We start from the raw sequence: 15,985 nt of genomic DNA on the forward strand, positions 1-15,985 counted from the left end.
CCCGGACCCGCGTCTCAGACGGCGCGGCGACGCCAGACCAGGACGAACGCCCCGGCGCCCACCAGGAGCGCGGCGAGGAGCGCGAGACCGGCGGCGAACACGCCCGTGGTGGCGAGCGAGCTGACCGTCACCTCGGCGGAGTCGCTGGCCAGCACCTCGGACGAGGAGGGGTCGGAGCCGTCCGTCCACCCCACCGACGCGGTGTTGACCACGGAGCCCGAGGCCCCCGGCGCCACCTGGACCGCCACCGTGACGTCCGGTGCGTGCTGCTCGGCACCGAGCCACCCGGCCAGCACGCACGTGACGAGCCCACCGTTGCCCTGCGCGTCGCGCTCGGTCACCGTGCACTCCTGCCAGGCCGGCGTCGTCGCGTCGGCCGGCGCCGCCGTGCTCACCCCGACGACCGTGAGCGCCGACGGCACCCGGTCGCGCACGGTCACGTCACCCGAGGCGCCGCGCCCCGTGCTCCGCACCGCGAGGGTGTAGTCCAGGTCCGCCGAGGTCCCCACCCGGGACGAGGACGCCGTCTTGCCCAGGGCGAAGCGTGCCGCGCGCGGCAGCATGCACCCCGAGCCGGCCGCGGGGTACACGGCGGACAGCAGCGCCGAGTCCACCGCGTCGACGCGGACCAGCACGCCGCCGGTGAGCGCCGCCTCCGGCAGGGCGGGGTCGGTCACCAGGTTGAGCCACGTCGGGGTCTCCCCCGCCCGCACGACCCGCATGCCCGGCCAGCCGGTGGCCACGCCGTCGGCGTCGAGCGTGGTGCCGGGCCACAGCAGCCGCCCGCTGAGGTCGCCGCCCGCGGGCACCGTGTCGACGTGCAGCGCGGCACCGTCCGGCACGCCGTCGCGGTCCGCGTCGGCGAACCAGGTGAACGTCACCGGGGTGCTGCTCGCGTCGATGGTGTGCAGCTCGACGTCGTACGTGAGCCAGCGCGCGTCGGCGACGCAGGCCGGTGCGGCCTGGGCCGTCAGGCGCAGCACAGTCACCCGGGCCTCGTCCGGGTCCTCACGCTCCGTGGGCGTCGGGTTCGGCGAGCCCGTGTCCGTCCAGCGCACGACCGCCGAGTTCACGAACCCGTCGACCGCCACGTCCGGGCGCACCTCGACGGTGACCCGCACCACGGGGGCGGACGCACCCGGGGCGAGCCGCGAGCCTGCCGGGTACGCGCAGGCCAGCGACCCGCCGTAGCCGTCGGCGTCGGCGCCGGTGGCCGCGCACGTCCACGGCGCCGGTGCGTCCACCTGGACCACCCTCACCTCGGTCGGCAGCGTGTCCACGAGCCGCACGTCGGCGGTCGCGGCAGGACCGGTGTTGGCCACCCCGAGCGTGTAGTCGAGCTGCTGGCCGCGCAGCACCGAGGCGGCGCCCACCTCCTTGGTGAGCTCGAGCGCCGAGAACGCGTTCTCGATCGCCACCTGGTTCGACGCGCCCGCCAGCGTCACGGTGCCGGTGGTCGACACGGTGGCCGACGTGCCGACCCGGTACCCGATGAGCGCGCCGTGCGACCTCGTCTCCGTGACGATGCACTCGGCGCCCACCGGCAGGTCGGTGACCGTGCGCGAGCCGCCCGCGGTGAGCGTGAACGCGGCGTCCGCGGCGGGCAGTGCGAGCGGCGTGCCCGCGGACGTGCAGACCAGCGTCACGTCATAGGTCTGCGACGCGGGGGCTTTCGATCGGGCGTCGACGACCTTGGAGACCGACAGGCTCGTCGCCTCGAACGTGTTGTGCACCCGCAGCGTGTCCGCGTCCGGGCCGGTGCCGCCGACGAGCACCGTCACCGGCTGCGCGGCCAGCGGGCGCCCGGGGTCGGCGGTGCCGTACTCCACGCCGGTGGCTCCGGCCGCCCCGGTCTCGGTCACCGTGCACGAGGCGCCGTCCGGGACGGAGGCGACCTGGGCCCGGTAGGAGCCCGCCGCGTCGAGCGTCAGCACGCCGCCTGCGGGCAGCATGAGGGCCGCCGTGCCCGCCGGGGTCGGCACGGTGCACGCCACGAGCACCTCGTAGGAGCGGTCCACCTGGTAGGCCGGGTCCAGGGCCGACTGGTCGACGGTCTTGACCACCGTCAGCGGGCGGTGCGGGAACAGCACCCCCACCTTGTCGGGCTCGAGCTGGCGGGCCATGCCGCCCACCGGGGTGACCTGGTAGCGGAACGAGTTCCACGCGGTCGCCCCGGCCGTGGCGTCGATCTGCGTCGGCGCCGTCATCGACCAGCTCACCGTGGCGGAGGCCAACGGCACCATCAGCCGCTGCCCGTTCACCGACGGCAGCGTGACGACGAACCGCAGCGACCGCACCGTGGCGGGGTCGACGCCGGGATCCAGCAGCGACCACACCCGGGGGTCGATCACGTCGTAGTCCGCGGGGACCACGCCGCCGTCGTTCCGCGTCGAGTAGTACGTCGTGAGGGCCACACCGTCAGCCGCACCGAGCTGTGCGCCGTCGGCGAGCGTGTACGTCAGCGTCGGCATGACGCCGTCCCACACGGGCGCCCAGGTGCTGCCACGGAGCTGGCCGCCCGGGGTCAGGTACGAGTCGCCGGGGTGCGGCAACGTGTCGATCATCGACAGCTTGGTGCCGTCGACGTTGCCGGTGTTGGTCACGCGGGCCTGCCAGGCGATCGACCCGCCCGGGGTGGTGACCGCGACGCAGGCCGACGAGCGGCTCATGCCGTCCGCGGCCGGCGTGCAGGTCGTCGTCGGGCCCGTGGAGGTCACGAACGTGCCGTCGGTGCGCACGCCCTTCGTCGCGGTGAACGTGTCGTAGGTGTTGACGCCCACGTCCCGTGTCGCCGAGCAGGAGGCGGCGGGCAGCGCTGCGCTGCCGAACGTGCCCGTGCAGGTGGCGGCGGTGAGCCGGCGCGTCGAGGACGCGGTGGACAGCCCGAAGGTGTTGCGGATCGAGACACCCGCCTCGGCGCCGGCCGCGATCTGCAGCGGCAGCCGGATGGTGCCGACCTCCCCCGGGCGGATCACCGAGCCCGCCGGCCACGTGAAGGTGATCCGGTGGGTCGCCGCGTCGTAGGCCATGGCGCCGCCCGTGGCGGGCAACGACGTGCCCGTCAGGCTCCACGGCCGGCTGCCCGTCGCGGGCGCGGCGTGCGTGGCGGCGGTGTCGAGGACGAGCTGCTCCCGGCCGTTGCGCAGGGGCAGCACGTCGGTCACCACCGGGTCGATCACGTCGGCGGTGCCGGTGTTCGTGAACTGCAGCGTGAAGGTCGCGGACTGGCCCGGGTTGAACGTGGTCGAGGAGCCCTCGACGCCCTTGCTCACCGCGACCCGCATGGCGCCCGCCAGCACGCCGAACGCGGCGGCTGACGAGTGCGGGGCGCTCGTGAACACGGCGTTCGGGCTGGCCGTGTCATCGGCCTGCGCGTACCCGGTGAACCCGTTGGACACGCGCCCCACGACGGACTCGCCCGGGTTCGGCGCGGCGTCCGCGGGGACGTTCGCTGTGCTCGTCGCGCTGGGCGCGACACCCGAGGAGCGCAGCGTCGCGCGCACGTTCCCGCGCATCGTCACCCTCGCGCTGGACGACGAGGGCGTCGTCAGCTTCTGGCCCGACGCCGCGAGGAACGTGACCCGCACGCCGTCGACGTCGGCCCAGCTCGACACGCCGGCAGGCAACGGCAGGGCGCCGTTCAGCACCGCCGGCCGCGCGACCCCGTTGGTCCACGCGCCGCCCGTCGCCGTGAGCGTCCCCCCGTCGACGGCGGAGGGCGTGCCGGCGGCGGCGAAGGAGGCTCCGTGGTGCACGTCGAGGCGCACGGTCACCGCCCCGCCCGACACCGACGGGACCCGGGCCACCGTGACCCCGGACAGGTCCACCGCGTCGTAGAACGTGGCGGAGCCCTGCACCGTGATGCCTTGCGGTGCGGCGCCGTCGGTCACCGCCGTGTCCACCAGCGCCAGGCCGTCCGAGGCCGTGTTGCCGATGTTCCACACCTCGAGCGTCGCGCTGACCGGCCCGCGGGTGTCACGGTCGAGCGTCGACGGGCTGATCACCTTGGTGGTGGACACCGTGAGCGACTTCGACGCGACGGCGATCGGCGCGCTGGCGAGCGCGGTGACCACCTGGGGCGTGCAGCTCACGGCGTCCTCGACCGCCGGGACGCCGGTCGCGGTGCACACCCGCGCGTCCGTCAACGACGCCGAGACCGTGTTGTCGACCGTGAGCGCCGAGACGATCGGATCGCCGGTCACCCGGTTCCTCGCGCGCAGCTCGGTGTCGAGAATCACGGTCGCGACCTGACCGCTGTCGATCCGGCCCGCGTACGCGACCTGGACCTGCACCACGTCCGCGAGGTCGGTCGGCGTCAACGCCAGCGCCTGGGCGAGGCTGTAGGTCGTGGCGTGCGCGGCGCCCGCGCGCGTGAGCCGCACCTCGACCGTGGTGCCGGCCGGGGTGCTGGTCGGCGTCGAGATCGACGTGATCTTCGTGATCGTGAAGCTCGAGAACGGCGCCGTGGCGGCGTCCGGTGTGGCGGCCGGCTCGGTGACCGTCATCGAGTCGACCCGCATGCCCGAGGAGTTCGTCCCGGTCAGGGTCAGGCGCGAGGTCGGGTACGGGCCGGCCTCCGTGCTCGGGATGCCGACCTCGCCGCGGCTCCACGCCTTGGTCGCGCCCGGCGTCAGCGTGGCCGGCAGGATCGTCACGTCGCGCTCGGACGGGAGCGAGGACGCCGAGCCGCCGAGCGCCGGACCGCTCGTGGTGGGCCCGGAGATCCACCCGTCGTTGACGACGTTGCCGTGCTTGGAGCCGTTGTAGTCCAGCGCGTCGTTGACGGGGTCACCGCGGTAGGTCGGGGTGACGGTCGAGCGCAGCGTGTCGCGCAGCACTGCGGTGACCTTGACCTGACGGGGGCTGCCGGTGCCCGGCGCCACGGTGGCGACGCCCGAGCCCACCGCCGGGGCGACGAGGACCCGCGGGTCGCCCCCGGCCACCAGCGCGGCGAGCTGCGCGGCGCGATCGGCGCGCTCGGCGTAGACGAGCCGGATGCCGCCGGCGACGGCACGCTCGGCGACGGTCAGGTTCAGACCCGGGAACGCCCCGACGCAGGCGCCGCCCTTGCAGACGCTCGCGACGTTCGAGGCGGTCTTCCAGGTGTCGGTGACGGTGTCGAAGTACTGCACGTCGACGACCTCGTCGAACACCAGGTACGGGTCGTAGGCCGTGGTCCCGACGCTGGCGGCGCCCGAGGTGATGGGGCCCACACCGACCACGTCGAAGGACTCCCAGAAGCTGCCTGCGCCTTCCAGCGGCCGCTCCTCCTCACCCGGCGTGGGGTTGTGGTCGCTCACCGTGACCTCGTCCAGCGACCCGCCCAGCAGACCGGTGTTCCACTGGAGCAGCGCGGTGACCTGGGTCGCGGCGCCCTCGAGCGCGTCGCCGGTCATGGTCTTGGTCAGCGGCGCGGGCTGCCCGGCGCCCAGGGCGACGCCCTTGACGGTGGGGCAGGTCGCGAGCCGGGAGGTCGCCTGAGCGGCACCGGGACGATCGGCGGTGGCCGTGACGCAGTTGGTGAGCACGGCGCCGTGCGCGAAGGCGGCGCCGCTGCGGACCTCGAAGCCCAGGTTGACCTGGATGCTGCCGTTCGCCGCGAAGTGCAGCCCGGTGTCGCGGGTCATCTCGGCTCGCACACCCTGCCACGTCGACGGGTCGCCGCTGAACGCCTCGTCGACGAGCAGGCCCGTCGTGCCGCCGTGCCTGGTGAGCACCGGGGACCAGGTCGTGCCGTCGGTGGTCGCGTACACGGTCAGCGTGGTCTCCGCGGGCACCATCGTGAGCTTGAGGCCCGTGGGCTGCATGACGTCCCACCACGCCTTCTCCGCGCCCCCGAAGACTGCCGGGTCCTGCACCGCGAGGGTCGTGGGCTGCACGTTGCCGCCGCTCACCGTCGCGGTGAGGCCGGCGATCACGGTCGAGCCCGGAGCCGTCGAGACGCTCGTCTGCGAGAGCCGCTTGCCGGCGGTCACGCCCAGCACCGGGGCCACGACGCGCAGCGTGGCGCACGCGGGGTCGGAGGTGTCCGTGCCCACCACGTCGGCGCCGTCGGTGGTGGCGGCGGTCGCCGCGACGCAGTTGACGACACCGCCGGGGGCGGCGGCAGCGGTCGCCGCCGGCCTGACCCGGTACGACAGGGCCACCGAGGCGCCCTGCGGCACGTCGCCCTCGAGCACGAGCTCGAAGCCCGTGAGCCCGGCGAGGCCGGTGAGCGCGATCAGCCCCGCGGCGTCGGCCACCGAGAAGACAGCCGCCGGCGCGGACGCGTACGCCACGTGCAGCGTCGCGCCCGTGGCCCAGGCCGGCCAGCTGAGGGCGGTGAAGCCGGCGAACTCGAGGACGTCGCCGCCGAGCAGGCCCGTCGTGCTGCCGGCTGCGGGGTCGCTGAACGTCAGCGACGTGACCGACTGGTTCGAGGCGTTGCGACCGGTCACGGTGAAGACAGCGGTCTCGCCACCGAGGGCGATCGTCGCCGGCGTCACCGACTTGGCCGCCGTGGCGATCCACACCGGTCGCACGATCTGGAACGAGGCCACCGGGCTCAGCGCCGAGACCCTCGCGACGGTGCCCGGGCTGACCGGGTCGTCACCCGCGAGGTCGACGCCGATCTGATTGCTCACCGTCACCGCGGTGTGCGTGGCGGGCGGGATCGGCGCACCGGCACGGGACGTCGCGCGCTGCGCGAGCTCGACCCCGACCGAGGCGGTGCGGTCCGCCGTCGACCCGGTCACCCGGAAGGTGCCGGCGAACTCGAACCGGAAGCCGGTGACGTCGGCGGGCGCGATGCCGGCGGGCCACGCGACCGCCTGACCCCGGGTGAACGTCGCCGGGGCGCTGGGGGTCGGGCCCTGGAAGGACGTCACCGTCACGCTGGTGGCGCCGTCGGGCCAGGTGACCTGCGGCGCGGTCGCCGCGAGGTCCAGCAGGTCGAAGGCCGAGCCGGGCGGGGCGGTCGACGCAGCGGGGTTCACCGGCTCGGAGATCGTGATCGTGTCCAGCGCGATGTTGGACGTGTTGACGGCCGACAGGGTCAGCGCCTTCGCGGCCCCGGGAGCGGCGAGCTCGTCAGCGCCCGACTGCCCGCTCGTCGAGGCGCCCCACACCTTCGTGGCGGTCGCCGACGGCGCCGCGGGGAACACGCCCGTCACGGCGGCCGTGTCGGTGGCCGTGATCGGGGTGAGGTCCACCGGGTGCACGGTCGACATCGCCGCGGTGTTCACCACCGGCCCGTGCGTCCCGGGAGCCTGGTCCCGGAACCGCGCGAGCACGGTCACGGTGCCGCCACCACCCGAGGCGAAGTCGCCGAGCGTCACGGTCAGCGGGGTGACCCCGCCGGTCCCGGCGTTCGTCGTCCAGGGCTGGACGACGCCCTCCGTGGACGTCACCGAGATGACCTCGAGCTCCGCGGGCACCTCGTCGGTGACGCGCGCCTGCGCGCACACCGTGACCGAGCAGCCGAACACGAGCCGGAAGGTCACCGACTCGCCGGCTCCCACGCGCGCCAGCTCACCCTGCGGACCGGTGGACGCCTGGGCCGTCTTGCTCAGCGTCGGGACCGGCACCGCCGTGTCCGCCGTCGCCGGGGACGCCGCGGCGAGCAGCATCGTCGCCGCGAGGATCACCGCGAGCGTCGAGGCGACGGCGTCCCGGAAGCGACGGCCCGCGGAGGTGACGATTCGGGCGCTGGGCACGGACCGGCCGTGGCGTGGGTGCATGGGGGACATCCATCGTTCGGGAGGGCGTGGAGAGACCTCGGGAGCAGGCCGATGAGGCCGCACCCCCAGTCAGTCATGCGTCCAGATGGCTTTTGCCCGGTCGAGAGGTGATCTTTCGGGTGATCCTCTGGCGCACCGACCACCGGGCGCCCGGTTGCTGCCCGGATGTCCGGATGTCCGGATGTCCGGATGGCAGGTCAGTCGGCGAGGAGGCCGATCCGGTACGCCGCCACGAGCGCGTCGTCGCGGTTGTGCACCCCGAGCTTGCGGTACAGCGACCGCACCTGGGACTTGACCGTGTTGGTCGAGACGAACAGCCGCGCGGCGATCAGCTCGAGCGACGAGGTGGTCGCGAGCTCGACGAGCACAGCACGCTCACGCTCCGACAGGTCGACCACGTCGACCCGCGAGGGCAGCGCGTCGCCGTGCTCGCGCAGGGCCGGGGAGTCGAGCAGGTCCAGCACGCGGCGCACGGCGCGCAGGGTCGTCCGGCCCGCCCCGGGAGTCACCGCACCCGCGATCTCCCGCAGGTCTACGGACGGCACGAGCGCGAACGGCTGCACGAGGCCCTCGGAGTCGGCCACCTCGACCGCGCGCGTCACCGCGGCGAGCGCCGCGGTGTCGTCGCCCATGCGGTGCTCCGCGACCGCCTCGATGAGCAGCGCGTCGAGCAGGTGACGGGTGTGCACGCCGGACGCGTGCGCGACCGAGACCGCGTGCGTCCGCGCATTGCTCGCGTCGCCCGTGAGCAGGTCGACCCGGGCCCGGCGCAGCCGCACCCCGGTGGCCGCCCCGGGTGCGCAGCGCATCGCGACGCTCGACCCGGGCGCGGTGCCGAGCGCGACCCGGGCCCGGTTGCCGTGGCCGAGCGCGAGCAGCAGGTCGACGCGCAGGCAGCCCACGACAGCCCCCAGGTAGGTCCCCTGACCGCACGTCGCGGGGTGCAGCGCGATCTGCTCCTCGAGCCGGTGCAGCGCTGTGAGCGTGTCGCCCCGCATGACTGCCAGCTGGACGTGGGCGACCTCGGCGAAGGCCCAGAGCTCCTCGCGCATGTGCACGTCGTCGAGCGCGTCCAGGTCGTCGAGCGTCTCCGCGGCCGCGTCGACGTCGAGACGTCCGAGCGCGACGAGGGCGCGCGCGACGGTCCACCCGGTGCGCGAGAGCCGTTCGAGATAGCCCCCGAGCGGGGGCAGCGCATCGACCTCGTCGAGCCACTCCTGTGCCGAGCCCAGGCTGCCGCGCAGCGTGTGCACGAGGGCCAGGTCACCCGCCGCGTTGCGGGTCAGGAAGTCGATGCCGGTGCGGTTCGCCGCCTGCGCGGCCAGACGGAAGTCCTCGGCGGCCGCCACCAGGTCGCCGCGGAGCAGCCGCAGGATGCCCCACTGCAGCCGGACCAGGGCGATCACGTCGTCGTGAGCGTCCGCGTACCCGGGGTCGGGGAGGAGCTGCTGCGCCTTCGCCGCGATGACCTCCGCCTCGTCGAGGTGCCCCAGCGTGCGCAGCGTGATGACCTGCGTGAGCGCGGGTGCGAGCCGGTCCCGCACCGTGGGTGGGCGCAGGGGGGCCGTGGGCGCGGCGCCGAGGACGGTGCCCGCCGCGGCGGTGCCGTCCGTGACGAGGACACGCACGAGGAAGCTGCGGGCCAGCGCGAGCGTCGCCCGCCCTTCGAGCACCTCCGTCGGGACCCGCGTGAGGAAGAGGTGCACGACCGGGAAGTGGTGGCAGAGCAGCGCGACGGGTTGGGCGTCGAGCACCTCGATCGCACGCTCCCAGTCCTCCGCGACGATCGCGTGGGCGAGCGCGCGGTGCAGCTCGCCCGCGTCCGTCGAGGTGTCGACGAGGCGTCGGTGCAGGTCGCGGCCGATGTCCGGGTCGTCGGCCAGCAGGCGGCGCGCCAGCGCCCGCCGCACCGACGGCGGGTACACGACGCCCTCGGGCGCGACCCCGAGGAGACCGGCACGGACCAGCCGGGGCACGGCGTCGACGTCGACGCCCAGGGCCGCGATGGCGGTCGCGTCGATCTCGTCGACGAGCGCCAGGTGCAGCGCGGCGGTCGCGACGGCCGGCTCGAGGTCGGCGAGCGCTGCGAGCACCGGGGGTGTCGCGGCGTCCCAGTCGTACCGGTCCTGACGGTGCACGCCCTCGGCCGCCGCGGCGTCCGACGCCAGCACAGCCCGCACCGGGGCGACCCATCCGCCGAGCTCGTCCACGACCACGTCGACCTGGTCGGGCGAGAGCGGCGAGCCGAGCATCACGGCCAGCTCGCGCGCCTCGACGTGCGTGAGCGCGAGGTCCCGCGGGCCGATCACCCGGACGCCGACCTGTGCGGGACCCCCCGTGTCGAACACGGTGTCGTACCGCGTCGTGAGCACCACACGCAGTCCGGGCACCGCCCGCAGGAGGTCGAGCAGCAGCAGGTCGCGCTGCGGGGGCGCAGGCGCGAGCCGCTCGACGACGAGGGTCGTCGGCCCCAGGCCGCGCAGCAGGGCACGCGCTGCGGGAAGCCCCGCACCCGTCGAGCGGGTGGCCCCGCCCACGACCAGCGGGTCCACCGCGACCCGCAGCGCGGCGAGGAGCGACGTCACGTCGCCCGCGCCGCTGCCGTCGACCCGGACGAGCCGGGTCTCGCGCACGCCACCCGCCGCGAGCCACTGCTCGAGGAGCACCCCGGCCCCGCTGCCTGCCGGGCCGCGCAGCACGGTGAGCGGGGCACCGGCGTCGGCCGCCGCGATCAGGCGTGGACGGACGACCAGCGTCTCGTCCCGCGTCGGGGCACCTGGCTGCGCAGGGACGTGCAGGGCGGCGCCACGGACGGTGACGCCTGGTTGCGCAGGGACCATCGGGACATCCCGTCTGTGCGTGCCGCGAGTCCTCACGCACCGTCGCTCCAGCGCGAACCCAGCACTGCGGCGGGCCGGCTGGGGGACCCACGCTAGAGGATCACCCCGACGTTCACCCCGACGTCCCGCGCACCGGACGGGCGCGCGGACCGCTCAGGCCTGCGGGCGCACCGTCCCCAGCGCGACCTGGACCATCTCCTCGCGCGGCACGACCTTGATGCGCTCGCGCCCGTGAGGCTCGCCGAGGGCCCGCTCGTACGCGTCGAGCTGCTCCCAGCCCGACCACTCGATGGGCTGCACGCCCCGCGCGACGAGGAAGTCGACCACGGCCTGCGGGTCCGGCTCGACCGCCGTCGCGAACTCGTCGGCCGGGCTCTCGACGCCGCCTGCGTCCTCGACGAGGTGCCGGATGGTCTCCGACGCGTCGGACTTGGTGTGCCCGATGAGGCCCACCGGGCCGCGCTTGATCCAGCCCGTCGTGTAGACCCCGGGGACGGGTTCGCCGTCGACGTCGATCACGCGGCCCTCGTGGTTGGGGATGACACCCGCGACCTCGTCGAACGGCAGGTCGACCAACGGCGAGCCGAAGTACCCGACGGCCCGGTACACGGCCTGCACGGGCCAGTCGTGGGTCTCGCCCGTGCCGGTGACGTTGCCGTCGCCGTTGAGCGCCGTGCGCTCGGTGCGCAGCCCGACGACCTTGCCGTCCTCGCCGAGGACCTCGACGGGCTTGTGCAGGAAGTGCAGGTGGATGCGACGGCTGGCGGTGAGCTCCTCGGGCTCCTTGAGCGTCCAGTCCGTGAGGGTCTTGACGACCTGCTTGGTCTGGTTCGAGGAGTGGATCGCGGCCATCGAGCCCTCGTCGAACTCGAAGTCCTCGGGGTAGACGATCACGTCGACGTCGGGCACGTGGCCCAGCTCGCGCAGCTCGAGCGGCGAGAACTTCACCTGCGCGGGGCCGCGGCGGGCGAACACGTGGACGTCCGTGACCGGCGAGGCCTTGAGCACGTCGTACACGTTCGCGGGGATCTCGGTGGGCAGCAGGTCGTCGGCGTGCTTGGCCAGCACGCGCGCGACGTCGAGCGCGACGTTGCCCGCACCGAGCACAGCCACCTGCGCGGCGTCGAGCGGCCAGGTGCGCGGGGCGTCCGGGTGCCCGTCGTACCAGGACACGAAGTCGGCGGCGCCGTACGAGCCGTCCAGGTCGATGCCCGGCACGGGCAGCTCGGCGTCGCGGATCGCGCCGGTCGAGAAGATCACGGCGTCGTAGAACTGACGCAGGTCCTCGAGCTTGAGGTCGACGCCGTACTCGACGTTGGCGAGCAGACGGATGTCGCCCCGCTCGAGCACCTTGTGCAGCGCGACGATGATCTGCTTGATGCGCGGGTGGTCGGGGGCCACGCCGTACCGCACGAGCCCGAACGGTGCGGGCAGGCGCTCGAACAGGTCGATGCTCACCTCGAGCCCCGTCTTCGAGAGGATGTCGGCCGCGTAGATGCCGGCGGGGCCCGCGCCGACGATGGCTACGCGCAGGGGTCGGTTCGTGCTCACGGGACGCGGGTGCCTTCCGGTCGAGGAGCCCAGGCAGCGGGGTCGGCGGCGGGGCCGTCGGACGTGGTCCGGGGTCGTCCCCGCTCGGCAGCTGCCGGGCGTGCTGGTGCCCGCCCAGTGTACGGCGGGGACGAAGGCATCCCTCAGGGGAACCAGGACGGGGACGGGACGGACCTCGGGCGCTCGTCCATGGACATCTGGGTCACGACCGCCCGAACCCTCTAGGTTCGGGACGTGAGCCCTGCACCCTCGACCGACGCGCTCGATCGCCTCGGCCTCGCCACCGGCGTGAGCGCCTACCTCCTGTGGGGCATGCTCCCGCTGTACTTCCCCCTGCTGCAGCCCGCCGGAGCGGTCGAGATCATCGGGCACCGCATCGTGTGGTCGCTCGTGTTCTGCCTGCTGCTGCTGGCCGTGACCCGAGGCTGGGGCCCGTTCCGCACCGTGCTCCGCTCGCCGCGCACGCTCGCGCTGCTGTTCGCCGCCGCGACGCTGCTCGCGGTCAACTGGCTCGTCTTCGTCTACGGGGTGCTCTCCGGCCAGGTCGTCGACGCCGCGCTCGGCTACTTCATCAACCCGATCGTCACCGTCGCGCTGGCCGTGGTGGTGCTGCACGAGCGGGTCCGTCCCATCCAGTGGGTCGCGCTCGGCATCGCGGCGACAGCTGTGGTCGTCATCACCGTCGGCAACGGACGGCTGCCGTGGATCGCGCTCGCCGTGGCCAGCACGTTCGGGGTCTACGGCCTGCTCAAGAACCGGGTCGGCCGCACCGTCGGCGCCATCCCGGGGCTCGCGGTCGAGACGCTCGTGCTCGCCCCGGCGGCGCTCGCCTACCTCGTGGTGCTCGAGGCGCGCGGCACCGGGTCGTTCGGTTCGTCGGGCGGGTGGCACGCCGTCGCGCTCGCCGCCTCGGGCGTCGTCACCGCCGTGCCGCTGCTGCTGTTCGGCACCGCCGCGCGGCGCCTGCCCCTCAGCGTCCTGGGGATGCTGCAGTACCTCGCCCCTGTGCTCCAGCTCGTGGTCGGGGTCGCTGTGCTCCACGAGCCCATGCCCGCGGCCCGCTGGGCGGGCTTCGCGCTGGTGTGGGTCGCCCTCGTGATCCTGACCGTGGACGGCGTGCACACCCACCGGCACCAGGCCCGCGACGCGCACCACGCGCTGCCTCTCGCGGAGGCGTCCGACGTGCCGGACGTCGCGAGCGGGCGGGACGCGAACGCGTCGAGCCCGTCGAGCCCGCCCGATCAGGACGAGGGCGCCCTCGCCTGACGCCGCCGGGTCCCGCCCAGCCGCGCCGTGAGCACCGCGAGCAGCACCGCGGTGAGACCGCCCCACGTCCACCACGCACCCACGCCGCGGGTCGTCGCGAGCGGGTCCGCCCGCACCTCGACCACCACGTGCTCGGCCGCGTCGGTCGCCGCGGTGGGACGCGCGTGCACCGGGCTCACGGGCCCGGCGGCCGAGCCGTCGTCCACGAACGCGAGCGCCTGGTCGGGGCGGACGATCCCCCAGCCCACCAGGTCGTCCCGCTCGCCGGGTCGCACCCGGGCCGCCGTGACCTCGAGCCGGTAGCGCCACTGGTCCGGGGTCTCGTCCGGGTAGCGCTCGGCGAGCAGCGCCGCCGCGGCGCTCACGTACGCCGTGGCGAAGCTCGTCGACGCCTGGTCCCCCGCGAGCAGGCAGTCGCCCGCCGCGTGGTACGTGGTCAGCACGTTCGTCCCGGGGGCTGCGACGTCGACGTGCGCGCCGCGCACCGAGCCGTCGGTGACCTGGTCCGCGTCGTCGACGGCGGTGACCGCGAGCACCTCGGGGTACCCCGCGGGGTAGCGCGGCCCGTCCGCGGCCCCGCCCGACGTGGCGCGGCTGCCGACGCTCGCCACGACGAGCACCCCCGCGCGGGTCGCGTCCTGGACCGCCGACCGCAGCTCCGGGGAGTCCTCGGTGGTGCTCATCGACACGTTGACGACCCGCGCGCCGTGCTCCGCGGCGTAGCGGATGCCCGCCGCGACCCGGTCGGCGCGGGGCCCGTTGCCGTCCCGCACCGACTGCTCGTCGTCCGCGAGGAAGACCCGCACCGGCAGCACCCGGGCGTCGGGCGCCAGCCCCACCACGCCCGAGCCCGGCACCGCGCGGGCGGCGATCTGCCCGGCGACCGCGGTGCCGTGCCCGTCCGTGTCGCTCAGCCCCGTGGGGTCGCCGCCCGCACCCACCAGGTCGACGCCCGGCAGCAGCGCGTCCGCGAGGTGCGTGTTGCCCGGGTCCACCCCGGAGTCGACCACGGCCACGACCACGCCTGCGCCGGTGGCCGTGCGCCAGGCCGCCTCGCTCGCGAGCCGGGCGAGCGCGGGAGGCGGGTCGGGCACGTACGTCGTGGTCCCCGGCGTGCACGCCACGTCCGCCGCGGACGCCGCCGTGCCCGGCACCACGACGCCGCCGCCCGCGACGAGCGCGACCAGCGCGACGACGAGCCGGGCGCGCGGCCGGCTGCCGTGCCTCACGAGCCGAGGGCCGCGACGACCTCGGTCGCCGCGTCCGCCTCGGTCAACGCCGGTCCGGTGGCGAGCAGCGCGGCCCACGCGGGGGGCACAGTCACGACCGCGTCGGGCGTGTACCCGAGCCGGGCGAGGATCTCGTCGTTCGCGTCGGGCACCGGGAAGGCCACGCCCGACTGGTCGACGAGCAGCACCTGGGACGTGGCGCCCGCGGCACCCTGGGCCCGCACGAGCGCGCCGCCGCCCGCCACCACCCGCACGCCGAGGCCGGTGACCGGGGCTGCCGGGGCGGAGGGCACCGGGCCGGGGGTGGTCACGAGGTCGACGCCCGCCCCCGCCCCCGTGGTCAGCCGTGCGCACGGCGCCTGGTCGGCACCCACCGCCGCCGGGAGGTCGGTCGGCCAGTCCGCGGGTGCGACCGGCTGCGCCGCGGTGCGCACGTTCGCCACCTGGGCCGCGCTCACCGCGATCTCGGCACCCGTCGAGGCCCCCGACCCGAGCTGGTAGAGCGGGTAGGCCCACGGGCTCAGGGGCGCCAGCTCGCCCTGCGCGTCGACCACGTACCGCGTCGGGCCGTCCGCGGTGCCCGCGACCTCCACGACCGAGCCGACCACCGCACCCCCGGGCAGCACGACGCCGAGCGGCGCCGGGTCCCCCGCGCCCGCGATCTCGAGCGGCGCCAGGTCGGTGCCGGGTGCGAACAGCCCGAGCCAGCCCGCCGGCACCTCGAGCGGCACCGCGGTCTCGAGCTCGAGGGCACGGCGCACCGCCGCGACGTGCTCGTCGGGCACCAGGTACCGGTACCCGCCCGCGACCACGTACAGGTCACCCACGACGGTCACGAGCACGGCCCGGGGCGCGCCGCCCGCGGCGTCGACCGTGAGGGGAAGATCGGCGCCGAGCAGCGTCGTCGCGGCGCCGTCACCGACCGCGCACGAGAGCCAGCCCGTCGCGACGAGCCGGGAGGCCGCCGGCAGCGAGTCGGGCGCACCGGCGATGCCGATCGTGGGCCCGCGCGGCGTGTCGACGATGTCGCTGTCCTTGACGGTCACGACCTTGAACGCCTGCGACGGGATCACCAGGCGCGCGCTGGTCGTGTTGAGCACCGGGTAGAGCGTGCCGTCGACCGCGACGTACCGGCTGCCGTCGGCCTTGACGAGCACGAGCGAGCTGTCGTCCCACCCGGAGGGGAGGCTCGGCGCGAGCAGCCCGAACGCCCACGACCCGGCCACGAGCAGCACCGACAGCGCCACGCCCGCGACGACGCCGCGCAACGGCTTCGTCGGCTCGAGCTCCTGACCACCGGGCGCACCGCTCACGAACGCCGTCAGCAGTCGCCGCCGGCTGTAGGTCTGCGCCTCGACGAGGTCGCGCTTGGACGCCACGC

At 75.0% G+C, this 15,985-nt stretch carries 6 protein-coding genes; 1 reads left to right on the top strand and 5 read right to left on the bottom strand.

The window, feature by feature from the left end; all coding sequences use genetic code 11:
* Positions 1 to 14: 14 nt before the first annotated feature.
* The 3 genes from ACGIF2_RS13225 to ACGIF2_RS13235 all read right to left on the bottom strand — a co-directional run bounded on the left by ACGIF2_RS13225 (position 15) and on the right by ACGIF2_RS13235 (position 12,109).
* Entirely contained in the window at positions 15 to 7,694 is a 7,680-nt protein-coding gene (locus tag ACGIF2_RS13225; RefSeq protein ID WP_396047323.1) for a DUF5979 domain-containing protein, read from the bottom strand.
* A gap of 221 nt (positions 7,695 to 7,915) precedes the next feature.
* Positions 7,916 to 10,558: a LuxR C-terminal-related transcriptional regulator gene (locus ACGIF2_RS13230; RefSeq protein WP_396047325.1), complete on the bottom strand. Its 2,643-nt coding sequence runs from the start codon at positions 10,556 to 10,558 to the stop codon at positions 7,916 to 7,918.
* 153 nt (positions 10,559 to 10,711) lie between these two features.
* Positions 10,712 to 12,109, bottom strand: coding sequence for an FAD-dependent oxidoreductase (locus ACGIF2_RS13235; RefSeq protein WP_396047327.1), 1,398 nt, complete (start codon positions 12,107 to 12,109; stop codon positions 10,712 to 10,714).
* 234 nt (positions 12,110 to 12,343) lie between these two features.
* Between ACGIF2_RS13235 and rarD the strand changes: the two genes are divergently transcribed.
* Complete coding sequence (rarD, locus tag ACGIF2_RS13240) at positions 12,344 to 13,375, top strand: EamA family transporter RarD (protein ID WP_396047329.1); 1,032 nt, start codon at positions 12,344 to 12,346, stop codon at positions 13,373 to 13,375.
* On the opposite strand, the gene ACGIF2_RS13245 is transcribed toward rarD, so the two are convergent.
* Together ACGIF2_RS13245 and eccB are read right to left on the bottom strand one after the other, a co-directional pair.
* Positions 13,351 to 14,604 (bottom strand): S8 family serine peptidase, encoded by a 1,254-nt coding sequence (locus ACGIF2_RS13245; protein WP_396047331.1) that lies wholly within the window; start codon positions 14,602 to 14,604, stop codon positions 13,351 to 13,353. The genes rarD and ACGIF2_RS13245 overlap by 25 nt on opposite strands.
* Positions 14,601 to 15,983 (bottom strand): type VII secretion protein EccB, encoded by a 1,383-nt coding sequence (gene eccB / locus ACGIF2_RS13250; protein ID WP_396047333.1) that lies wholly within the window; start codon positions 15,981 to 15,983, stop codon positions 14,601 to 14,603. Before eccB ends, ACGIF2_RS13245 begins: the two co-directional genes overlap by 4 nt.
* Positions 15,984 to 15,985: the final 2 nt, after the last annotated feature.

The sequence above is a fragment of the Cellulomonas sp. P22 genome (assembly GCF_044392165.1).

Coding starts and splice junctions, on each gene's coding strand:
- ACGIF2_RS13230 (WP_396047325.1), bottom strand. CDS start 10,558: ATGGTCCCTGCGCAACCAGGCGTCACCGTCCGTGGCGCCGCCCTGCAC.